The 21,040-nt window shown below is 59.4% G+C and carries 26 protein-coding genes; 13 read left to right on the top strand and 13 right to left on the bottom strand.

What is annotated here, in order from left to right; translation table 11 throughout:
- Positions 1 to 20: 20 nt before the first annotated feature.
- The 3 genes from pgsA to IE127_RS05245 are packed head-to-tail and all read left to right on the top strand — an operon-like array spanning position 21 to position 1,309.
- Positions 21 to 602 carry a CDP-diacylglycerol--glycerol-3-phosphate 3-phosphatidyltransferase gene (gene pgsA, locus IE127_RS05255; protein WP_244639938.1) on the top strand — a complete coding sequence of 194 codons (582 nt, stop codon included), beginning with the start codon at positions 21 to 23 and terminating at the stop codon, positions 600 to 602.
- Entirely contained in the window at positions 599 to 850 is a 252-nt protein-coding gene (gene moaD / locus IE127_RS05250; RefSeq protein ID WP_189424043.1) for a molybdopterin converting factor subunit 1, read from the top strand. Before pgsA ends, moaD begins: the two co-directional genes overlap by 4 nt.
- Positions 851 to 856: 6 nt before the next feature.
- Positions 857 to 1,309, top strand: a complete 453-nt coding sequence (locus IE127_RS05245; protein ID WP_189424041.1) for a molybdenum cofactor biosynthesis protein MoaE — start codon at positions 857 to 859, stop codon at positions 1,307 to 1,309.
- Between the two features lie 50 nt (positions 1,310 to 1,359).
- Here the strand turns inward: IE127_RS05245 and IE127_RS05240 are convergent, their stop codons facing one another.
- Positions 1,360 to 2,250, bottom strand: a complete 891-nt coding sequence (locus tag IE127_RS05240; protein WP_189424039.1) for a branched-chain amino acid aminotransferase — start codon at positions 2,248 to 2,250, stop codon at positions 1,360 to 1,362.
- Between the two features lie 203 nt (positions 2,251 to 2,453).
- Between IE127_RS05240 and IE127_RS05235 the strand changes: the two genes are divergently transcribed.
- Both IE127_RS05235 and IE127_RS05230 read left to right on the top strand, forming a co-directional pair.
- Complete coding sequence (locus tag IE127_RS05235; protein WP_244639995.1) at positions 2,454 to 2,906, top strand: MarR family winged helix-turn-helix transcriptional regulator; 453 nt, start codon at positions 2,454 to 2,456, stop codon at positions 2,904 to 2,906.
- Positions 2,907 to 2,948: 42 nt separating this feature from the next.
- On the top strand, positions 2,949 to 3,422 hold the full coding sequence (locus IE127_RS05230) for a hypothetical protein (RefSeq protein ID WP_189424037.1): 474 nt from the start codon (positions 2,949 to 2,951) through the stop codon (positions 3,420 to 3,422).
- Here the strand turns inward: IE127_RS05230 and proC are convergent.
- The 3 genes from proC to IE127_RS05215 all read right to left on the bottom strand — a co-directional run bounded on the left by proC (position 3,419) and on the right by IE127_RS05215 (position 6,107).
- A complete protein-coding gene (gene proC, locus IE127_RS05225; protein WP_189424035.1) occupies positions 3,419 to 4,246 on the bottom strand; it encodes a pyrroline-5-carboxylate reductase in 828 nt (275 codons plus the stop codon). The genes IE127_RS05230 and proC overlap by 4 nt on opposite strands.
- Complete coding sequence (locus IE127_RS05220; RefSeq protein ID WP_189424033.1) at positions 4,243 to 4,743, bottom strand: type III secretion system chaperone family protein; 501 nt, start codon at positions 4,741 to 4,743, stop codon at positions 4,243 to 4,245. The genes proC and IE127_RS05220 overlap by 4 nt, the downstream gene beginning before the upstream one ends.
- 290 nt (positions 4,744 to 5,033) lie before the next feature.
- Complete coding sequence (locus tag IE127_RS05215) at positions 5,034 to 6,107, bottom strand: 3-deoxy-7-phosphoheptulonate synthase (protein ID WP_189424032.1); 1,074 nt, start codon at positions 6,105 to 6,107, stop codon at positions 5,034 to 5,036.
- Positions 6,108 to 6,404: 297 nt separating this feature from the next.
- Between IE127_RS05215 and msrA the strand changes: the two genes are divergently transcribed.
- Positions 6,405 to 7,124 (top strand): peptide-methionine (S)-S-oxide reductase MsrA, encoded by a 720-nt coding sequence (gene msrA, locus IE127_RS05210; protein ID WP_244639936.1) that lies wholly within the window; start codon positions 6,405 to 6,407, stop codon positions 7,122 to 7,124.
- Between the two features lie 24 nt (positions 7,125 to 7,148).
- Here msrA and uvrC read toward each other — a convergent pair whose 3' ends face one another.
- The 4 genes from uvrC to IE127_RS05190 all read right to left on the bottom strand — a co-directional run bounded on the left by uvrC (position 7,149) and on the right by IE127_RS05190 (position 10,879).
- Positions 7,149 to 9,056, bottom strand: a complete 1,908-nt coding sequence (uvrC, locus tag IE127_RS05205) for an excinuclease ABC subunit UvrC (protein ID WP_189424029.1) — start codon at positions 9,054 to 9,056, stop codon at positions 7,149 to 7,151.
- Positions 9,053 to 9,835 carry an SDR family oxidoreductase gene (locus tag IE127_RS05200; protein ID WP_189424027.1) on the bottom strand — a complete coding sequence of 261 codons (783 nt, stop codon included), beginning with the start codon at positions 9,833 to 9,835 and terminating at the stop codon, positions 9,053 to 9,055. Before IE127_RS05200 ends, uvrC begins: the two co-directional genes overlap by 4 nt.
- 61 nt (positions 9,836 to 9,896) lie before the next feature.
- The gene (locus IE127_RS05195; RefSeq protein ID WP_189424026.1) at positions 9,897 to 10,463 is read right to left on the bottom strand and encodes a uracil-DNA glycosylase family protein; all 567 of its coding nucleotides are present in this window, start codon (positions 10,461 to 10,463) and stop codon (positions 9,897 to 9,899) included.
- A 20-nt stretch (positions 10,464 to 10,483) separates the two neighbouring features.
- Entirely contained in the window at positions 10,484 to 10,879 is a 396-nt protein-coding gene (locus tag IE127_RS05190; protein ID WP_189424024.1) for a DUF2177 family protein, read from the bottom strand.
- A 137-nt stretch (positions 10,880 to 11,016) separates the two neighbouring features.
- Here IE127_RS05190 and IE127_RS05185 point away from each other — a divergent pair, with 137 nt between their 5' ends.
- Complete coding sequence (locus tag IE127_RS05185; protein WP_189424022.1) at positions 11,017 to 11,457, top strand: hypothetical protein; 441 nt, start codon at positions 11,017 to 11,019, stop codon at positions 11,455 to 11,457.
- 37 nt (positions 11,458 to 11,494) lie between these two features.
- Here the strand turns inward: IE127_RS05185 and IE127_RS05180 are convergent, their stop codons facing one another.
- Entirely contained in the window at positions 11,495 to 11,929 is a 435-nt protein-coding gene (locus IE127_RS05180; protein ID WP_189424020.1) for an SH3 domain-containing protein, read from the bottom strand.
- A gap of 87 nt (positions 11,930 to 12,016) precedes the next feature.
- Positions 12,017 to 12,439 carry a winged helix DNA-binding protein gene (locus IE127_RS05175; RefSeq protein ID WP_189424018.1) on the bottom strand — a complete coding sequence of 141 codons (423 nt, stop codon included), beginning with the start codon at positions 12,437 to 12,439 and terminating at the stop codon, positions 12,017 to 12,019.
- A gap of 166 nt (positions 12,440 to 12,605) precedes the next feature.
- On the opposite strand from IE127_RS05175, the gene IE127_RS05170 reads away from it, so the two are divergent.
- From IE127_RS05170 to hemH, 4 genes are all read left to right on the top strand, one after another.
- The gene (locus IE127_RS05170) at positions 12,606 to 13,418 is read left to right on the top strand and encodes a creatininase family protein (protein WP_189424016.1); all 813 of its coding nucleotides are present in this window, start codon (positions 12,606 to 12,608) and stop codon (positions 13,416 to 13,418) included.
- A complete protein-coding gene (locus IE127_RS05165; RefSeq protein WP_189424014.1) occupies positions 13,415 to 14,314 on the top strand; it encodes a LysR family transcriptional regulator in 900 nt (299 codons plus the stop codon). The genes IE127_RS05170 and IE127_RS05165 overlap by 4 nt, the downstream gene beginning before the upstream one ends.
- 8 nt (positions 14,315 to 14,322) lie before the next feature.
- Positions 14,323 to 15,960: a HoxN/HupN/NixA family nickel/cobalt transporter gene (locus IE127_RS05160; RefSeq protein WP_189424012.1), complete on the top strand. Its 1,638-nt coding sequence runs from the start codon at positions 14,323 to 14,325 to the stop codon at positions 15,958 to 15,960.
- A gap of 79 nt (positions 15,961 to 16,039) precedes the next feature.
- Positions 16,040 to 17,068, top strand: coding sequence for a ferrochelatase (gene hemH, locus IE127_RS05155; protein ID WP_189424010.1), 1,029 nt, complete (start codon positions 16,040 to 16,042; stop codon positions 17,066 to 17,068).
- A gap of 87 nt (positions 17,069 to 17,155) precedes the next feature.
- On the opposite strand, the gene IE127_RS05150 is transcribed toward hemH, so the two are convergent.
- From IE127_RS05150 to IE127_RS05140, 3 genes are all read right to left on the bottom strand, one after another.
- On the bottom strand, positions 17,156 to 17,626 hold the full coding sequence (locus tag IE127_RS05150; protein ID WP_189424008.1) for a pyridoxamine 5'-phosphate oxidase family protein: 471 nt from the start codon (positions 17,624 to 17,626) through the stop codon (positions 17,156 to 17,158).
- A 431-nt stretch (positions 17,627 to 18,057) separates the two neighbouring features.
- On the bottom strand, positions 18,058 to 18,399 hold the full coding sequence (locus IE127_RS05145; RefSeq protein ID WP_189424007.1) for a hypothetical protein: 342 nt from the start codon (positions 18,397 to 18,399) through the stop codon (positions 18,058 to 18,060).
- A 190-nt stretch (positions 18,400 to 18,589) separates the two neighbouring features.
- Positions 18,590 to 18,964: an SH3 domain-containing protein gene (locus tag IE127_RS05140; RefSeq protein WP_189424006.1), complete on the bottom strand. Its 375-nt coding sequence runs from the start codon at positions 18,962 to 18,964 to the stop codon at positions 18,590 to 18,592.
- A 254-nt stretch (positions 18,965 to 19,218) separates the two neighbouring features.
- On the opposite strand from IE127_RS05140, the gene IE127_RS05135 reads away from it, so the two are divergent.
- Both IE127_RS05135 and IE127_RS05130 read left to right on the top strand, forming a co-directional pair.
- Positions 19,219 to 20,250: a hypothetical protein gene (locus IE127_RS05135; RefSeq protein ID WP_189424005.1), complete on the top strand. Its 1,032-nt coding sequence runs from the start codon at positions 19,219 to 19,221 to the stop codon at positions 20,248 to 20,250.
- Positions 20,251 to 20,664: 414 nt separating this feature from the next.
- Positions 20,665 to 20,955 (top strand): GIY-YIG nuclease family protein, encoded by a 291-nt coding sequence (locus tag IE127_RS05130; protein ID WP_189424004.1) that lies wholly within the window; start codon positions 20,665 to 20,667, stop codon positions 20,953 to 20,955.
- Positions 20,956 to 21,040 lie beyond the last annotated feature (85 nt).

Genomic DNA, 21,040 nt, shown 5'->3' with positions numbered 1-21,040 from the left:
AGCTTGACCTCGGACCCGGCATGCTATTGTCTCCGTCCATGTCCAGCATCCTCAATCTGCCCAATATTATCACGATCGCTCGCATCGCCACGATCCCGGTGATCATATTGCTGATGTCAGCAGACGATGGGGCATTGCGTGTAGCTTCGGCGGTATTATTCGCCATCGCCGCGGGCAGCGACTGGGTGGACGGCTACCTTGCAAGGAGCCGCAACGAGGTGTCGGCGTTTGGTCGCATGCTCGACCCGATCGCTGACAAGTTGCTCGTCGGGCTCTTGCTCGTTGCATTGGCGTGGGATGGGAGCCTGTCGGCGCTGGATCTGGTGCCGGTCCTTGCGATCATGTTTCGCGAATTCTTCATTTCGGGCCTGCGCGAGTATCTCGGCAATTCGCAGGTTGTGCTTCACGTCTCAAAGCTCGCCAAATGGAAAACGACGCTGCAGCTGGTTGCAGTGACACTGATCTTGCTGGAGCCGGCGCTTCCGGTGCTGACGCTTCTCAGCGATGTTGTGCTGTGGATTGCAGGGATCATCACCGTGTGGACGGGCATTCAGTACTTCAACAGCGCGATGCCGGCATTCTCGGATGAGCAGCCAGAATGAAGGTTCTCTATTTTGCATGGCTGCGAGAGCGTCTCGATCGGTCAGAGGACGAGGTCGCTCCACCTGCTGAGGTCGAGACCGTTACCGATCTGGTCGATTGGCTTGCACAACGCGACGAAGTATTGGCCGCGGCTCTTGAGAAGCGCAGCATCTTCAAGTTCGCCGTAGATGCGAGGATTGTGCCGCCGCAGACACCATTGGCCGGGGCGGACTCCGTCGCGATCTTGCCACCTATGACCGCGGGATGAGACGCCGTGAGCGTTGAGGTGATAACCGGGTCGTTCGATCCAGGTGCCGCTTACTCCGAGTTTCTTGCCGGCGCACGCGGCATTGGGGCCGGAGTGGTGTTCACCGGCGTCGTGCGCTCCACACACGAACGGCCCATCACCGCGTTGATTCTCGAGTGCTATGTGGAACTGGCCACCAACGAGATCGAGGCCATTCGCCGAAGTGCGGTCGATCGGTTTGCGCTCGCTGAGGCGCACATCATCCATCGCCACGGTCGCCTGCTACCGGGTGAGCCGATCATGCAGGTCATGACCCTTGCCGAACATCGTGGCGCCGCCTTCGATGGAGCGCAGTACCTGATGGACTACCTCAAGACGGACGCACCGTTCTGGAAGAAAGAAGAGACCGCCGACGGATCTAAGTGGGTCGAGCCAGTAGCGGCTGACGCGGTGGCGCGCTTGCGCTGGGAGCAAACGTAGAAAAGGCGGCCCCGCGACCGCCTTTTGAACTCGTATTACGCCGTTGGCGCTTATTCCGCCGCTGCCTGCTTTGGCTGCACTTCCTTGGCATAGGCATCGATCAGCGTGCGGCATGCCTCGGCCGGCGTGAACTTGTAGTCGCCGATCAGCGACACCGGGGTGACCTCAGCAGCCGTGCCAGTCAGGAAGCACTCGTCGAACTTGCCGAGTTCTTCCGGATTGATGTGCCGTTCAATCACGGTATAGCCGGCAGCCTTCGCAAGCCCGATCACCGTGCGGCGGGTAATGCCGTCAAGGAAGCAATCCGGCTGCGGCGTATGGATTTCCTTGCCCTTGACGAAGAACACGTTGGCGCCAGTCGCTTCAGCGACATAGCCCCGATAGTCCTGCATCAAGGCATCGGAATAGCCGTTTGCCATTGCGGCGTCCTTGGACAGCGTGCAGATCATGTAGAGACCTGCCGCCTTTGCCTTGCACGGGATGGTGTCGGGAGCCGGGCGGCGCCACTTCGACCATTCAAGACGAATGCCCTTGAGTTTCTCTTCAACCGAGAAGTAGCTCGGCCACACCCAGGCGGCGATCGCCAGATGAACGGTGTTGTTGCGTGCCGGCACACTTAGCTCTTCCGAACCGCGCCATGCCACCGGACGCATATAGGCGTCGACCAGATCATTCTTCGACAGCACCTGCCGGCAAGCATCGTCAATCTCGTCGGCTGACCACGGAATGGTGAAATCCAGGGTCTTGCCTGAGGCAATCAAGCGGTCCGTGTGCTCTCGCAGCTTGAAGACTTCGCCGCCATAGGCGCGTTGACCTTCAAATACGCAGCTGGCGTAGTGCAGACCGTGGGTCAACACATGAATCTTGGCGTCCTTCCAGGGCACCATTTCGCCATCGAACCAGATCCAGCCCTCGCGCTGGTCCATCGGCAGGCCTGACATTGTCCTCTCCCACTCAGAAGTGTTGCGTGGTCCGGTGCGCCGGACATCATTGCCGCTGATGATGCAATAGCCGCCGGGCCTTGGCAAACCGGAACGGCTTTGGGATAACTCGCAAGAGCGGTGTTGATGAGTGGACAATGGCAGCTAGCGAAATAAATGTCAACAAGGCTGACATAAATTCTGACTCGCAGCATGATCCGGATATGCCGCTCGATATCATGGGCTTGTTCTTTTTTGCGTATCGCGACTTCGTGGGCGATGCCGATGCATTGTTGGAACGGCAGGGGTTCGGGCGCGCGCACCATCGAGTGCTGTATTTCGTGAACTTGAAGCCAGGCATGACCGTTGCCGACTTGCTGGATATCCTGAAGATCACCAAGCAGTCACTGGCGCGCGTCTTGCGCCAGCTCATCGACAATGGCTACATCGAGCAACGACCGGGCCCGGCCGATCGACGCCAGCGGCTATTGTACGCCACACAGCTCGGGCGCGAGTTCTTCGCGGTACTGTCAGAATCGCAGGCGCGCCGGATTAATGCCGCCATTGCGTCACTTCCGCCTGAAACAGCCGACAAGGTTAGGCAGTTTTTCGTGCACATGGTGGAATCGAGCGACCGTCCGATGCTCGATCATCTGAACCTCACACAACGCCTCTAGATCATGGTTCTGGAGTTTCTTCGCCAACCTCTGCGAACCGCCTTGCAGCGGGCGAGCGAGCTGGCGCGCGGCTCCCTCGACACGCGCGAAGCGCTTGTCGAGCTTTGCGGTGCCAATGAGGAAGCGCTGGGGGAGAAGGACGTCCTCGACGATGCGCTGCTTCGGGCCGAAGTTCAGAACAATCTGGGTGCGGCGCTTGTCATGCTGTCACAGCATGAGACGAACGAATCGACACAAAAGAAGCTTCTGGCGACGGCATTGCGATGTCTCGGGGGCGCCCTGCAAATCCGTACCCGGAGCGTGGTGCCCCGCGAGTGGGCGATCACCAAGACAAATCTCGCTCTGGCGCATTTGCAGCGATATAGGCTCGTTGGAGATCAGATCGACATCATGGCAGGGCGCGTCGATGTTGATTTGGCACGCGCGATGTTTGCCGAAATGGGGCTCGAGGACGAAAAGACCTGGGCCGAAGCCGTGCGGCGCCAGCTGCTCTCAGCAGGAAAGGCGCGGTCTTAGTCGTGCCCAAGTTCCTCGCTCCGCGCCTTCGCAGCTTGCGCCGTTTCGAACATCAGATCGGTTAGGCCGTCGGGATCACGCATCAAGACCTTCAGTGCCTCTGCGGTGACACCATTGGGCGACGTCACATTCTGGCGCAACAGAGCGGCGCTGCTCTCTCTGTCGGCATCCATCAGTGCCGCTGCGCCGATGACAGTGCCACGTGCCAGCCGCATCGAAACGTCCTCGGGAAGCCCGAGCCTTTCACCCGCTGCAGCCATGGCCTCGACCAGATGAAAGACATAGGCGGGGCCGCACCCCGAGACAGCAGTGACGAGGTCGAGATCGCTTTCGGTGTTGAACCAGTTCACATCGCCTGCCGCCATGAGCAGGGCCTCAGCGATGTCTCGATCGGCCGCATTCGCAGCAGGGCCGGGCACGGCTCCCGTAACCCCCTTGCCAATCTGCGCAGGGGTGTTGGGCATGGTGCGCACTATGCGGTTTGTGCCGAGGCCGGCAGACATCCGCTCGATCGAGATGGCCGCCACAACCGAAACCACTAAAGTCTTTTCGCCGATGGCCGGCTTAACCTGCTCGAAGACCGACTGGATGATCTGCGGCTTTACGGCAAGAACCAGTACACTCGGTTCAATGTCGACGCGTTCGGCAATGCGCAGTCCGTGTTTGCTGGCAAACGCCAGTGTGGCGTCGCCGGGGGTGGGGTCAACGAGGACGAGCTTCTCAGCCTGTAACCCCGACTCGAGCCAGCCGCCTGCCATGGCCATGCCCATCTTGCCGGCTCCGACCAGAACAACCGTACCGACACCTGAGAGCGTGCTGCTCATGCTTCGCCCACGGTCTCGAACATGACATGGCTAAGTGCTTCCTGAGCGCTCTTGCCGGCCCAGACGACGAACTGGAACGCCTGGTAATAAAGATCGCAGCTATCCGTCGCAGAGCGAAGAAGGGCTTCACACTGCTGCGGCGAAACTTCTGCACCGCCGGTGAGGAGGTGGGAGTTCCGGAACAGAACGACGCCTTCCTTGTTCCAGCTGTCGAAATGGCCAATCCACAGCTGCTCGTTGACCAGAGTTATCAGGCGCTGCACCTCGGCGCGTCGGGCCTCCGGTACTTTCAGATCGAATGCACAAGCGATGTGAAGGGATTCCAGATCCTCCATCCAGTTGAAGGAGACGTGATAGTCGCTCCAGCCACCGCGAACGGAGATTGAAATTTCGTCGGCATCCTGACGCTCGAACGTCCAGTCATTGATGGATGCAATGTGTTCGATGATGTCTACCGGATGAACTGTCCGGTCTGGCTCGATCTGGATGAGTGACATTGGTTCCGCCTTGGCAACTCTGGTTTGGGAGCGGCCGGAATCAGGTCCGGATCCTACGCAAATACTTCGTGAACTTGCCGCACGCGTAATAACTTACGAATCGTTCGATCCTGCTCACCGTACACGTTGCGGCTGGCTTATGCCGCCACTGGCTTGCAAGTCGCTGGATTCTCTTGTGGATGATCCAACCAAGGGGATTAACAGGGCATTAACCAAGCCAGCCTAATCGGAAGGTTTTGCGCGGTTTTCCACTACAGGGCGGCCGAGGACCAGCCGCCCCTCCATCTGTCTCACGCAACCCGACGGTTCCGAACCTTGCGTCGCTCGCTCACAGCGGCAGCCAGTTCGTTGAGAACCTCTACGGTAGTCTGCCAGTCAATACAGCCATCGGTAATCGACTGGCCATAGGTGAGAGGCTTGCCCGGCTCGAGATCTTGTCGGCCCGCTACGAGATTGGACTCGATCATCAGCCCGATGATGCGCTGATCGCCTCCCGCCACCTGTCGCGCAACGTCAGCGCAGACGGACGGTTGATTTTCCGGCTTCTTGGCGCTGTTCGCGTGGCTGGCGTCGATCATCACAGCCTTCGGCAGACCATGCTTTTCCGCTTCCATGCAAGCGGCTTCAACGCTTTGTGCATCGTAGTTGGGGGTCTTTCCGCCGCGCAGAATGATGTGACAATCCTGGTTGCCGGTGGTCTCGGCAATTGCTGACTGCCCCGTTTTTGTGACCGCCATGAAATGGTGCGGCTTGCTTGCCGATTTCACTGCATCCAGCGCAATGCGTACATTGCCGTCGGTGCCATTCTTGAAGCCGACCGGGCAGGAGAGGCCGGATGCCAGCTCGCGGTGAATCTGGCTCTCGGTGGTCCGCGCACCAATGGCGGCCCAACTGACAAGATCGGCGATGTATTGCGGCGTCGTCATGTCGAGAAATTCGCACGCAGCCGGAAGGCCCAGATTGCCGATCTCGAGCAGCAGCGAGCGGGCGGTGCGCAATCCGGTGTCGATTTCGAAGCTTCCATCGAGGTTCGGGTCGTTGATCAGCCCTTTCCAGCCAACCGTAGTGCGTGGCTTTTCAAAGTAGACACGCATGATGATCTGGAGCGAGTCGGAGAGCTGATCCTTTATCTCGGCCAGCCGGCGTGCGTAATCGAGGGCCGCATCAGGATCGTGCACCGAGCATGGTCCTACCACCACTGCCAGCCGATCATCCTCACCTGTCTGGATCTGGTGAAAAGCGTGCCGCGCGCTCAATACCGTCTGAGCGGCAGTGTCGGTGCGCGGGTATTCGCGCATGACGTCGATGGGCGAGATCAGTTCCCGTATTGCGGCGATGCGCAGATCGTCAGTGGCTTTCAACATGTTGGCTCCTCGGTGCCGGTAGCTCGGGCGGCGGCCAACAAAAAAGCCGCCTGGCGAGGTCCGGCGGCTGCTTCGGGGGTTGGTCTGTTCTGGTTCAGATCAAGCGCGCGCAAGCCTCCGCCGGTGCGGATAGCTAAAGTACCAAAACGAAAAGGTGGCGAAAGACTTGATCATGCCGGAAGCTATAGCTGCCAACCAGAACTTTGTCACCCCACGATCACGATGTCTCAAGCAGGTGATACATTTTGGCTGCTGGCTTCGTATCTATAGTAGCGAATGAGCCAAAGGAGCCATGACATGTTCACCAAGACCATTGGAGCGGGTGCGACGCTCGGCGTTGCCGGCCTTTCTGCCTTGCTGTTGGCCTCGGCCTATACACTTCCGGCATTCGGCGAGGAGGAGCCGTTCATCATTCCGGCACCATCGGTGGATGCAACCTCCGAGACAGATCAGGATCAGGCGACCGCGTTGTTTGCGGCAGGTTGTTTCTGGGGCGTACAGGCTGTTTTCCAGCATGTTGATGGGGTGACGGCAGCGGTTTCAGGTTATGCCGGCGGCACTGCTGACACCGCCGACTATGAGACAGTCAGCAGCGGTCGCACCGAGCACGCCGAGGCTGTTGAGATTACGTATGATCCGGACGTTGTCAGCTACGGCGAGCTGCTGCACATTTTGTTCTCGGTCGTGCACGATCCAACGCAACTAAATTACCAGGGCCCTGACTACGGCACACAGTATCGCTCAGCCATTTTCCCGATGAGTGAGGAGCAGGAGCAGATTGCCCGTGCCTATATCGAGCAGCTCGATCAGACAGGTGTGTATTCCGATGATATCGTGACGACGATCGAGTCAGCGGACACCTTCTATCCGGCAGAAGAGTACCACCAGGACTTCCTCGTGAGGAATCCGAACTATCCATACATCGTGCGCTTCGACATGCCGAAGCTCGAGAACCTCGAGGCCGTGTTCCCCGAGTATTATCGCCAGGAGCCGGAGCTCGTCCTCGCCTCCAACTAACCATGATCGGACCGGCTGACGGCGTCAGTCGGTCCGATTGAAGTGATCATAGACAGTCTGCGCTATCTGGTCGGAAATACCCGGAACGTTGGCAAGATCATCAAACGAAGCCCGCGAGACAGCCTTGGCTGATCCGAAATGATTCAGCAGAGCACGCTTTCGGGTCGGACCGATCCCCTCGATCTCGTCGAGGGGATTTTTTGCAATGTCCTTTTTGCGACGCGCCCTGTGCGTCCCGATTGCGAAGCGGTGGGCCTCGTCACGCAATCTCTGGACGTAATATAGCACCGGGTCCCGGTGCGGCAGCATGAAGGGCTCGCGACCCTCAATGAAGAATTTTTCGCGGCCGGCATCGCGCTCCTCGCCCTTGGCAATGCCGATCAGCGCCACGTCTCTGGGCAATTGCAATTCTGCCAGCACTTGCCGCACTGCGTTTAGTTGGCCCGCGCCACCATCGATGAAGACCACATCGGGCCATTCCGGCATAGCATCCGGATCATCCTCGGCTGTGTCTGCGGTTTCGGCGGCCAGGCGCGTAAAGCGGCGCGTCAGCACCTCGCGCATCATGCCGAAATCGTCGCCCGGCGTCAGAGTTTCGGACTTGATATTGAACGTCCGATAGTGCTTCTTCGAAAGGCCCTCAGTACCCGCGACAATCATGCCGCCAACGGCGTTGGTGCCGGATATATGCGAGTTGTCATAGACTTCGATGCGGCGCGGGACGACCTCTAGGCCGAACCGCTCAGCGACGCCTTCGAGCAGCTGGCGTTGTGAAGCACCTTCTGCGAGCTGGCGGCCAAGCGCCTCGCGCGCATTGTCGAGTGCATGTTGGACGAGATCACGCTTTTCGCCGCGCTTTGGTGTTTCAAGCCTGACCTTGCGGCCGGCGCTCGAACTGAGTGCTTCTTCAAGAACCTCAGGTTCGGCCAAGTCATGGCTCAAGAGCACCAGACGCGGCGGAGTCCGGTTCTCATAGAACTGGCTGATAAACGCCTCGAGCACTTCCACGTCATCGAGCGAGGCATCGGCGCGCGGTCGATAGGCGTGGTTGCCCCAGTTCTGATAGGCGCGGAAAAAGAACACCTGTACGCAAAACTGTCCGCCTTCATGATGAATGGCGAAGACGTCCGCTTCCTCGACTGAGCGCGCGGTGGCGTCACCTTGGCTCTGGATAAGGGCAAGCGCAGACAGCCGATCACGCAGCAGCGCTGCGCGCTCGAAATCAAGATCGGCGGACGCTTGATTCATTTCACCCTGCAGCTTTTCGCGCACGGTGCGTGATTTTCCCGAGAGGAACTGCCGGGCCGAGTCGACCAACCCTGCGTAGTCATCGAGAGCAATTTCTCCGGTGCAGGGGGCTGCGCAGCGCTTGATCTGGAATTGCAGACAGGGGCGCGTACGGGCGGCGTAGAAGCTGTCGGAGCAGTTGCGCAGCAGGAATGCCTTTTGCAGCGAGGCGATGGTGCGATTGACCGCAGATACCGAGGCGAACGGACCGAAATAATGGCCCTGACGCCTGCGTGAGCCCCGGTGCTTCATCAGTTCCGGTGCTTCATGGTCGGTCGCAACGAGAATGTAGGGAAAGCTCTTGTCATCGCGCAGCAGCACGTTGAAGCGCGGCTTGAGCCGCTTGATAAGGTTCGCCTCGAGCAGCAGCGCTTCGCTCTCGGTTTCCGTGCGTACGAACTCCATTGAGTGCGTAGCCGCGATCATACGTTGGATCCGGACCGGAAGCCCCTCAGGGCGTGTATAGTTGGTGACCCGCGACTTCAGGCTGCGCGCCTTACCCACATAAATCACGTCACCCTTGGCATCGATCATCCGATAGACGCCGGGGGCGGACGGCAGCGTCTTGACGAAGGTGCGGATGGTTTCCGGTCCGCCAGCTTTTTCGGCGCCGGGTTGAATGGTGGTGAAGCTGTCGTCTGTCATTGGCGTGGCGTTGGGCCGCGTCGCGGCAGGTAATCGATATGGCTACCGCCATCGAGGGCCAGCATCTGGCCGGTCATCGACTGAGCCGATAGCAAGAACATCAGTGCGTCAGCAATCTCATCGGGTCCCGCATGCGTTTTGAGCGGCAGCTTTTCGACGCCCGCTGCAAACGCGTCTTCGCTTTGCCCGGTGTGCGGCAGCACGGGGCCAGGCCCTATGGCGTTGACGCGGATACGAGGCGCAAATGTCTGGGCCAGCAATGTGGTGGCAGTGTGAAGTGCGGACTTCGACAGGGAGTAACTGAAATACGCAGGCGCCGGGTGCAGTACCCGCTCATCAATCATATTGACGATGTTTCCAACACATCCGTCCGGTAATTGCGCGGCAAAGTCGCGGCCCAGAAATGACGGGGCTTCGACGTGAACGGCAAAATGGGCGTCCCACAGACCTTCATCAAGGTCGCCAGCGCTGTCGGCGCTGAAGATAGAGGCATTGTTCACCAGAACAGTAATCGGCCCGAACTGTTGAGCCGCGCGCGACATCAGCCCCGATCGCTCGATGCGGTCCGCAAGATCGGCTTGCACCGTGGCTGCGCGACCACCATGCGCTACAATGTGTTCGCGTAGGGCTTCGGCGCCCTCAGCATTCGAGCGGTAGTGGATGACGACCGCATAGCCGGACTCCGCCAGCCGCTTGCACAGTCTGGCGCCGACTCTTTGACCGGCGCCGGTTACCAGCGCCACCTTGTTTCCTATCGAGTCTGGTTGGCTAGAATTCATGGGACTCACATCCGTCTGCATCGACAATTTAGGTGGGAGGATGGCTACCCGCAATGTGGCGTCAGCTCGTGAGCGCGCTCTGAAAGCTCTCCCGCAGAAGGGGCAAGAGCTCGTCATCGAACCAGGGATGCTTTTTTTGCCAGCCGGTGGTTCGCCAGCTGGGGTGCGGAAGTGGCAGGATCTCGGGCAAGAGCCGGCGGAACGCGGCGACGCGTTCTGTCATGGTCTGGCGTTTGGTCTCTGGTAGATACCGGCGCTGCGAATAGCTGCCGATCAGCAGCGTCAGCTTCAACTCTGGCAATAGCGGCATGAGCCGGGGGTGCCATAGCGGCGCGCATTCGGGACGTGGCGGCAGATCGCCGCCTTTCGCGTCGCGTCCCGGATAACAAAATCCCATCGGGATGATGGCGATCTTGGAAGGATCGTAAAAGGTGTCGCGATCGACCTGCAGCCAGTCGCGCAATCTGTCGCCGCTTCTATCGTTCCAGGGGATACCGGTCTCGTGGACCTTTGTGCCGGGTGCCTGCCCGATGATCAGCACGCGTGCGCTGGATTCAGCACGCAGGACCGGTCGCGGGCCCAGGGGCAGCATAGGCGCGCACAGGGTGCAGGCGCGCGCCTCACTCATTACTTCTTCAAGTGTATCGGTCAGTCGAAAAAGCTCGCTATCCAGACGCCGCCGGCGGCGCTGATGGCCGTCAGGGCTGTTCCCCAGGCAATGTCGACCATCGCAACCGTTGGACTGAAGCCGCGAACTGTTGACAGATTGGTCAGGTCATATGTGCCGTATGCCACAAACCCAAGCACCGCGCCGAGGCCCAGGGCTTTAAGGATGTTGCCTTCGGCCGGGCCGGCTACGAGTATGACAAGACCGGCAACATAGGCAGCATAGAACAGGCCTGCAATCACCAGGTTCGGATTGTCCAGCAGCAAGCTGCCCAGCTCGCGCTGGTAAAAGGTCCTGGCGACGGTGCTGAGCCAGATGTAGTCCAGGGGGAAGAATACCGCAGCGCAAGCAAGATAAAGGATGATGTGGCGGGTCATGGTGGTCTCCGATGGCAGCGTTCTTGGTTGTACGCTGAAAGGGGGACAAACGATCATGCCGCGATCGTCGATTTTCGGAAAGGGCTTGAAGCGCGATCTGCATGTCGGCATTTACGAAGCAGCCGAAGGAGGCTTTCATGGGCATTCTAATCCAGATCGCAATCGTGCTTCTGGCGATCGGGGCGGTGCTGACAGGCTTTCAAAGCAAGGCGCGCAATCGGCAATGGGATTCGCTGATGCGGCGTCGGGTGGATGCCTATATCGATACGATCCGGCGGGAGCGGGACAACCCGGAGCTTTCAGCAATGGGCGATTCCGAACTACGTGATTTGCTGCATTCAGGTGCTCTTAACATGAGAGCGGCAAGGCAACGCCGGGGCATGGTAATAACTGCCGGTGGCGCTATCACCTTGATTGCCGCGTCGTTCGCGGGCTCCGAGCAGGGCTGGACGGCGTTTGCGCTCGTGGTCGCCCTCGGCGCTTTGGCCGTCTATGGCCTCAATACCTATCTGGCGCGAAAAGCCCGCGCGCCACTAGAGCGCTACGGTATTGATGTCGAGCGCCTTCGCATTGAATAAAATCCCGGCCGCAGGTGGGCGACCGGGACACTCATAACTAGTTGCCGATGCAGAAATAGCTGTTGCGCCCATCGATGCAGACCTGGGCGCCACCACGGTGACGCGGGTAGTCACGATCCCAGCGGTCCCAACGATCGTGCCGATCCCATCTATCATGGCGATCATGCCTGTCCCAGCGCGGGCGCGGCGCCGGACGTTCCCAACGTCCGGGGCGTCCACGATCCAGATAGCTGGCGGATGCCCAGCCATCGCGACCGGCCTTATTGATGAAGCACCAACTGCCGCGGCAGTATTCGACGTCGACGCGTTCGCCGCGCTGAAGGGTATCGACTACGCGGTAATGTGTCCCCGGGCCTGAGCGGACGTTGAGATGCGTGGTTGCAAAGGCGGGGGCTGCATAGGCTCCGGCGGTAGTGACTGTGAGGGCCAGCGCGGCTAGGGCGCCAGCGACTAATTTGCGGGTGATTGGCATGGCTTGGCTCCGTGTTCAGCTTCGGCGCTCGTGGCCGATGCCTGACAGATAAGGCCGGTACGGCTGAACGGTGCCTGAATGGCTGGTTCAGAGGCGCAAAAGAGCAGTGAAGCGCTCTAGAAGCTCTGACAGTCTCTTGCGTTGTTTTTTCTTCAGGTCGCCGAGAAGCGCTTCTTCCAGTTCCGCCCAATGCTCCGCCAGAACGTTCCGTATGCGGATGCCCCGCTCTGTCAATGCAAGTCCGGGCAGAAGCTCGGGCCCGACAGCCTGGCGTCTGACAAGCTCACGTTCAAGTAGACGCTGTATTCGAGGCTCCATATGCTCAAGCGGCAATCCGAGTTCTTCGCAAAGCTGAAGCTCGCTCATTCCGGCCCGCCCGAGAGCAAACAGGATCGCATCGTCACCGGGCTCAAGGCCGCGCTCACGCACAGGAACGACAAGGGCGCGATGGGCTAACTGACCGGCCTCGATCAGCCGGTAGAGCGTGGAGTGGGAGGAGGGCTTGGCCATGGGCGGGAAAATAGTCCGAACTCCGTCTGATAGTCGATTGCGCCGTTATCCTATCGTTAATCACTGAACGGCCAAGCCACGTTATTGTTCGTTGCTGGCGAATGCGGTATCGATCGAGCTCATCGTGGTCGTCAAAGGCCGCCTCCGGTATCGCGTGGAGTGTGTGTTGACCACCTTCTTCGCTGAAGAGCTCACTGCCCCCGAATTCGCGGAATTCGTGACAGCGGAAACCATCGGTGTTCTGCCGGTTGCCGCTATTGAACCGCACGGTCCGCACCTGCCTTTGTCGACGGACTGCGATATCGCTCGGGGCCACCTGATGCAGATTGAAGAGCATGTTGACCATAACGTCGACGTGCTCGTCCTGCCCATGCAGACGACTGGCCACAGCCTTGAGCATGCAGGCCAGCCGGGTCTTTTCACCCACAGCGCCGAGACGCTGCTGTCCGTTTGGTTCGATATCGTTGCACCGTTTGCCGCAGCTGGCGGCCGTAAGCTCGTGGTGATTTCGAGCCATGACGGCAATGCCGAGGTGGTCGGGCTGCTGACCAGACGGCTGCGTGTAAGTTTCGAAATGATAGCAGTAGGCGCCTCTTGGCTGCGATTCGGGCAGCCAGATGGCGTGTTTGCTGAGACGGAACTGGCCTATGGTCTGCATGGAGGAGACATCGAAACCTCGTTGATGCTGCATTACTGGCCAGAAGCGGTACGGCGCGATCAGCTGGCTTCTTTTCGCTCGGAGGCAGAACAGTGGGACAGCGAATCTTCGCACATGACGGTGCACGGCCAGTTTCGGCCTGGTTGGCTGACAGCTGACCTCAATGTCTCTGGCGCCCTGGGCGACGCCGCGGCAGCAAGCGCTGACAAAGGCGCTTTGAGCGCTGAACGCGCTTTGCGCGGCTTGGCCGAGTTGATCGTCGATCTCGATCGGTTCGATATCCGCAGATTGGCGCAAACGCGGATGGAGACAGACGGATGAGTCAGGATCTGGGCCGCATCAGGGCGTTCGTGCAGGTCTTCGATTCAGGAGGTTTCTCCTCTGCTGCGCGAGCCCATGGCCGCTCGAAGGCGCTTCTCAGCAAGTATGTGACCGATCTCGAGGATTATCTCGGGGTGCGCTTGATGAACCGCACCACGCGAAAGCTCAGCCTGACAGAAGCGGGCGAAGCCTATTACCGCGAGGCCAGCGCTTTGCTTCAGCAGCTCGACGAACTCGATGCCTCGATCGCCGACCAGACATCGGCGCCGCGTGGTCTGCTACGGGTCTCGGCGCCAAGAAATTTCGGCGAAAGCACGCTCGCGCCCGCCATATTCGAGTTCCTTTCGCTCAACCCGGAAGTCAGCATCGATCTGCGTCTCGAGGACCGGTATGTCGACCTCGTCGATGAGGGTATCGATCTGGCCCTGCGGATCAGCACACTTGCCGATTCCTCACTCATTGCCCGCAAGATTGCTGACATGCAGGCGCTGATGGTGGCGTCGCCCGGCTTTCTCGACAGGCATGGGGTGCCTGAGCATCCCGAAGCGCTGCGCAACCTAGACTGCATCGTCGATGTGAATCTGCAGACGCAGGCAAACTGGCGGTTCCTTGTTGAGGGCAAGACGCTCTCGATTCCGGTCAATGGTCGCGTGCGGGTCAACTCGCCGTTGGCGGCGGCGCAAGCTGCTGAAGCCGGACTCGGAATTGCCACCTTGCCGTCATATCTCGCTGATGCCGCCATATCGCGCGGGACACTGAAATCGATTCTTGGGCCCTACATGCTGACCGGACAAACCCTGCAGGCCGTTTATCCCCACCGCCGGCACCTTGCAGGCAAGGTGCGGGCGTTGATCGATCATCTGGTGGCATGGTTCGTAAGAAACCCGATCTCTTGAACACGTCAATGTCGCGGAGTCTCAAGGCGCTTTTCCTGTGCGGGCTGTTTTGTCTGTTCGCATGTGGTCGAGCGGCGGCGCATCCACACATTTTCATCGACGCCACACTGAACGTTAAGTTTGACGAGGCCGGGCGGGTGAGCCGCCTCGACCACGCTTGGACTTTTGATCCTTATTTTTCCTCATGGATCGTGCAGGGCCTTGATGCCAATGGCGATGGGGTTACCAGCCCCGACGAGCTACAGCCTCTGGCGAACGAGAACCTCGTCGGATTGGCGGAATATGGGTTCTATACCTTTGCGACTGTCGATGATCGGCAGATTGAGTTCTCCGCTGCTGGCGAAGCCGGCATGCGATACGACTCCGATCAGGTAACGCTTCGGTTTTCTGTCGTGCCCGATACGCCAGTGGCCATGGCAGATGGACCTGTCGAGCTGGCCATCAGTGACGACGAATACTACGTGGCCATAACCTTTGAGGACGAGGATTCAATAACGCTCGAGGACGCGCCCGCCTCCTGTGAAGCGAGACTGCGACCACCGCAGCCGCTTTCTTCCGAAATCGAGCAGCAACTGTTCTCGCTTGGTGCCGATGTGCGCGAATTGCCGCCGGAACTCGCAGCTGCAGTACGCGGCACCCAGGGAACGGTTCTGGTTTTCTGCGGAAACGTACCAGCGGCTTCGACGGCATTGGAGGCGGCAACCGAGGTGGCTGAGCGTCGGCCCGCTCCATTCGGCGGTCCTCCAGTTGAGCCTTCGTTAGGTCCGACCGCCGGCGCTTTGCCGTGGTTGCGGGAGGCGCAGCGTGACTTTTACGCCGCCATGACCTCAGCGCTTGGCAGTTTGCGGGCGGACCCTGGTGCGTTCTGGCTCCTTGGCGGACTGAGTTTTCTTTACGGCGTGGTGCATGCGGCGGGACCAGGGCACGGAAAGCTGGTGATCTCTTCCTACGCGCTCGCAAGCACCAACAGGGTGAGGCGCGGAATTCTGCTCAGCTTTGTCTCGGCGCTGGTACAGGCGCTTGTCGCGATCGCTTTTGTGCTGATTGCGGTGGCGGTGTTGGGCCTGACTGGCACGGCACTGGGCGATGCCTCGGGGCTGATGATCACGGGGTCCTATCTACTGGTCGCGCTGCTTGGTGCATGGTTGGTCATACGGCATGTGATGGGGTGGGGGCACCGGCATTCCGAAGAAACCGACCTTGCTGCAAAAGCGCATGCGCATCTGCACGACCAAGAAGAGCAGAAACCCCACGATCATCACCACGACCATGATCATCACGGGCACCACCACGACCATCATCATATCGTGCCGCCGGATGCAGCGGACAAGTCGTGGCGTGAGCAACTGGGCCTGGTGCTGGCCGTTGGGTTGCGCCCCTGTTCAGGAGCGCTGGTTGTTCTCGTCTTCGCATTGAGTCAGGGGCTGCTGGCTGCAGGCATTGCGGCGACACTGCTGATGGGGCTCGGCACCGGCATCACCGTCGCGGTGTTGGCGGTGCTTGCCGTGAGCGCCAAAGGGCTGGCGGCACGGTTCGCCGGAGCCAGCGGCAGCAAAACAGCAGCGCGACTGGTGTGGTGGCTGGAACTGGTGGGTGCGCTGATGGTGTTCGGCCTCGGAGCGGCGCTGCTGGTGGCGAGCGTTTAAGCGCGACGTGTCGCCGCCTTGCGCGCGCGGGCGTGAAAGATATGGTGCGGCGGTTGAGAAAAGCTGCAGACCGAGACACATGACAGACCAAAGCCACTTGCCGCCGGACCATCCGCCTGTGCCGAAGCAGAAGGTGGGGGTGCTGCTGCTAAACCTCGGGACGCCCGATGCGACGGATTACTGGAGTGTCCGGCGCTACCTCAAGGAATTCCTGTCGGACCCACGGGTGATCGAGACCAACAAGTTCCTGTGGTGGCCGATCCTCAACCTGGTGATCTTGTCGGTGCGGCCGCAGAAGAGCGGGCACGCGTACGAACAGATCTGGGACAAGGAGCGCGACGAGAGCCCGCTACGGACGATCACGCGGGACCAGAGCGAGAGCCTCGCGAAGCGGCTTTCCGGCGACGATGTTGTCGTTGACTGGGCGATGCGGTATGGGAATCCGTCGACGGCGAGCGTGCTCGAAAAACTGCAGAAACAAGGTTGCCAGAAAATCCTGCTGGTGCCGCTCTACCCGCAATATTCCGCCACCACCACGGCGACGGCGAACGACCAGGCGTTCAAGGCGCTGCGCGACATGCGCTGGCAACCGGCGGTGCGCACCATGCCGGCCTATTTCGAAACGCCCGAATATGTCCGCGCGCTGGCGGAGAGCATTCGCACGGGGGTCGAAAAGCTCGACTTCGACCCGCAACTGGTGATCACCAGCTACCACGGCATGCCGGTGGAATACCTGAAGCGCGGCGATCCGTATCACTGCCAGTGTTATAAGACGACGCGGCTGGTGCGGGAATATCTCGGCTGGCCGGAGGAGAGGCTGATGGTGACGTTCCAGAGCCGGTTCGGGCCGACGGAATGGCTGCAGCCCTACACCGACCGGACGCTCGAGGCGCTGCCGAAACGCGGCATCAAGCGGGTGGCGATCCTGGCGCCGGCATTCTCGGCGGACTGCATCGAAACGCTTGAGGAGATCAATATCGGCGGGCGCGAGACCTTCCTTGAGGCCGGAGGCGAGCAGTTCGGCTATATCGATTGCCTCAACGCCTCCGAGCCGGGGATGGAGATGATCGAGGCGCTGGTGCGCCGCGAACTCTCCGGCTGGGTCTAGCACCGCCACTCTTCAGGCCAGGGAGGCCAGAGTTTACGGCTCTCCCTTATGTGAAGCCTGACGGTCCCAGGCTCTAGCAGATCAGCGCTACATGCTGACCTTCTCGTTGTCGCCCATGTCGGGGCGGCCACCGGTTGCGGCGGCGGCGAGCATCTTGACGGTCGCGACGGGGCCGCCGGGGCCATCCCAATATTCGGCATCTTCCGGGGTAACGCGAATGACGCGGATCTCCGGGTCATCGGCGCTCTCCCACCAAGCCTTGGCGAAGGGGTTGAACAGCTCGCGGATCTTTTCGCGATCGTTCAACACCTCGGCGCGGCCGGTGATCGAGACGTAATCGTGCTTCGACTTGTCGATAAAGGCGAGGGTGACGGTTGCGTCATGCTCGGTCTGGTGGGTCTTGGCGCTCGCGACATCGGTGAGGAAATAGATCGCATCCTCATCGCGGCGCACGGCGGCGGACATCGGGCGGGCGCGGTGGCGATCGCCATCATGGGTGATGTACATGCAGATGCCGATATCGTCGGCGAGGCTCCAGACCTTGTCGGGATTACTCATGGTGCAAACTCCTTAAAGTGTTCGGGATTTGCTGACCCAACGAGGCCCGGACATGCGGGGTTGCCCCACAGCGCAAACGTGATGAGGCGTGATCTTCGGAAGAGCAGGCGCGCCAAGGCGCCGGCACGCCAGAGGCGCCCGGTGGCTGGAAATGCACGGCACGGGGCGGGTAGTCGCCTCAATGGTGCAAAAAAGAACAGGCAACAGCCCGCCCCGCACGACAAGGGTTTTTCGGCGGAACGGGCAGGGCGCCGTCTTGCCGGGTGGCAGAGACAGGGCCGGTGCACCGCCACACGCCGCGAGGCGGAGCGACCTCCACCTTCCCGCTCCCCCGCCCGGCGCCTCGTCAGCGCCGCGTGCAGCGACAGGAGATGGCCGAAGACTAGCAGGGTGCAACTGGGCGCGGAGAAACGGCAGGAGATGAATGGCGCTCAGAACGGATCGCCGGCATCGATATCATCATCCGTCGGGGCATGGCGGGTTTCGAAGGCATCAAGAGCGATCTCGATTTCGGCAAGGCTCGCCAGCAGCTGCGTGGCGGTGGCGCTGCGCTGAGGCGGCAGCAGCGCGTTGCCATAACGCTCGCGCGAGAAGACGCGGCGCGCATCGTGCACCAGCTCGATGACAATGGCGGCATGCACCGGCCCCGCCGGCAGGGCCGGCTCGACCTCGCGCCGCCGGAGGAGCGCGAGGCGTGCCGCATCGACACGCGGCCTGAGGCGCAGGCACGCCAGAAGCTGCACATAGGGCGTTGAGGCATAGGCGCGGGACATTGCGGGCTCCAGAGCGTGTGGAGGCGCAAGTCTAACGCTGCGGCGCGGGCCGGGGAGTGATTGCGGGCGTTTTGCCGGCGGTCACGGGCCAGCACGGGACGCAGCGCGCTGGATCACCCGGACACGCCCGGTGAACGCGGCGGGGGCGGTGGGCCTCAGGCGCGGCGGCGCGCAGTCCAGGTCCTATGGCCTAGAAGGGCCAGCCCGTGGAGTCATCGTCGTCGCCAAACGGCCCGCGCGGGCGGAAGATCGGCGGATCGACGAGGAAATCGGGCGGGGTTACGCGGATCTTGGCGCTCTCGCCCACCAGATAGCTCGCCTGCACCCAGCCGGTATCGGTGACCAAGCACCACTCAACCGGCCCACGCCCGCGGCCATAATCGCGTCGGTCTCGCGCGCAATAGTCGAGCGTCACCGCCGTGCCATCAGGAATGCGGCCGATGATGCGGTAGCCGGTGTCGGGGCCGGTATAGACGGGGATATTGCCGCCGGTGACGGTGGCGGTGGGGGCTTGCGCCATCGCGGGGGTGGCGAGGAGGAGGATAGGGAAAAGTACTCGATACATGCGACTACCCGATTGTACGATAATACCTAAAATCACTATGCACCCCCCCATGCAAAGTTTGTACTGGCATTTAGAATGCATCCCTATCGCCAAGCTGGAAGCGGAACGAGGTTAGGTTGAAACATCAGTCATTGACAACCTTGCAGATAGCAAAGACGTTGATTGATCAGTCTCGGCTTCTTAGTATTGGCAGGGACAAATTTTCTTCGTCCGCATCTATAGTAATTCTACAGGACGCCGTGGAATTGGTATTTATGGCAGTGTTGATAGAGTTGGGTATTGATGAGAAGGTTAGCATCGAAAAGCATTCTTTCGATCAGCTAATTGGTGAATTGAGGCAAGCTGGAATCAAAGTTCCTTCAAGCGGGACGCTGAAAGCAATGAATCGGCAGCGTGTCATAATAAAGCATTACGGCCAACCGTCAGAGGATTTATCTGCTTTTCAGTACTTCCAAAGCTGCTCTCGTTCTGTCGACTCGATTCTTAAAGACGTTTTTGGAAAGACCCTTCAGGAAATCAACCAGAGCGAATATCTGAGAGAGGGACCTGCCCGGAATCATGTAGAAAAAGCGCTTGAATATCTAAATTCGAGCAACCTATGGGATTGTATTTGTGAAATTCGGAAGGCGATTTTTATTGAGATTGAAGTAGATTATGACGTCAAGAAATTTGCAGATCCTAAGAGTAAAAGAGCATTCGGGTTGGTCAGTCGCGGCTGGAAAGCCCCTTACTTTGCAAGAAGCAGTTCTTGGATCTCAGAGAATGTAAGGAATGTTTTTGAGTACGTACAGATTGACTATAGTGAGGTGAATTCAAGTCTTCTTCAGTGGAGTGTGAATACGGAGGATTTCTGGAATTTAAGGCGGCTTACTCCCCATGTTTACCAAGATGAGGATACTAAGGCTTGGTGTATTGAGCGATCCGCCCAAAAAATTAATTACGCCCTCAATCGAGAGAACGTTAACTATTGTGTCGATACCGGTATCAATATTCTTGTACGTAAGCAGAGGCATCAGCAAGTCTCGCGCTATACAGGAAATAACAGCAAGTTTCGGGTGCTAATAAATTCAGAAAAAGTCGCAGTACGGCAGAAAGCAGATCTTTTGTCTGACATTATTGGTTATGTATATAAGAATCGAGAGTATGATGTTGCCGAGGTAGTTCCTGGGTTTGACGGCGATAAGGAATTTGCGAGAGTATTCCATATGGATGGCTGGAACCTAAGTTCACTTATAACTGGGTACGTAGATATTGACGAATGTACCCTGCGCGATAATTTCGATTAAACAGAAATCAAAGCACCGTCGTTTTTATTGAAGGTTTCACTTCCGAAGGACTGTCTACGAAGTTCTGGCTTCTTGAAACTCGCGAGGATTCACGGCATGGCGAGTGCCTTACTTCCTTGCGGTGGAATGCCATTTAGGGTTCCGCAACGACTGTACCTTCGTGAAGAGTGCGGGGGGCTGGTGAAGCTGCGCATACATTTAATGACCGTAATCCGTGCAGCGACAAGTGCTTCTACTTCTGCGATTAGGGGGGGTGGATTGCCGGGACATGCCCGGCAATGACGACGAGAGATTCTCGTGAGACCTGGCATTGTGGCGCTGAAACTGAAGTGGGCCGCCTGCAACTGGATTGGGGCCAAACTGCTTGCCTGTTTCTTTTGAGAGCCCGAAGATGCCGGCGATGGGGGCGTCGTTATGCGGGGGTATGTCTACATTCTGGCGTCGAAGCGGAATGGTACGCTGTATGTCGGCGTAACCAGCAATCCGTCGCGTCGGATGTATGAGCACACGCAAGGTTTGGTGCCGGGGTTTACCGCGCGCTACGGGGTTAAGCGTCTGGTGTGGATCGAGGAGCACGCATGGGTGGCGGATGCCATTCAGCGGGAGAAAAACATCAAGAAGTATCCGCGCCAGTGGAAGATCAACCTGATCGAGGGGATGAATCCCGAATGGCGGGATTTGAGCGACTGGCTGATGGACATGTGAGGGTGTGCGGCGGCACTCTGCGGGGAGAGGTGGATTGCTGGCATGAAGCCGGCAATGACGACGGTGCGTGTGGGGGTAGAACGGG

Source organism: Devosia pacifica (assembly GCF_014652635.1).
Taxonomy (GTDB): Bacteria; Pseudomonadota; Alphaproteobacteria; order Rhizobiales; family Devosiaceae; genus Devosia; species Devosia pacifica.
The sequence above is the reverse complement of the archived record's forward strand: the minus strand, read 5'-3'. Positions and strand labels throughout refer to the sequence as shown.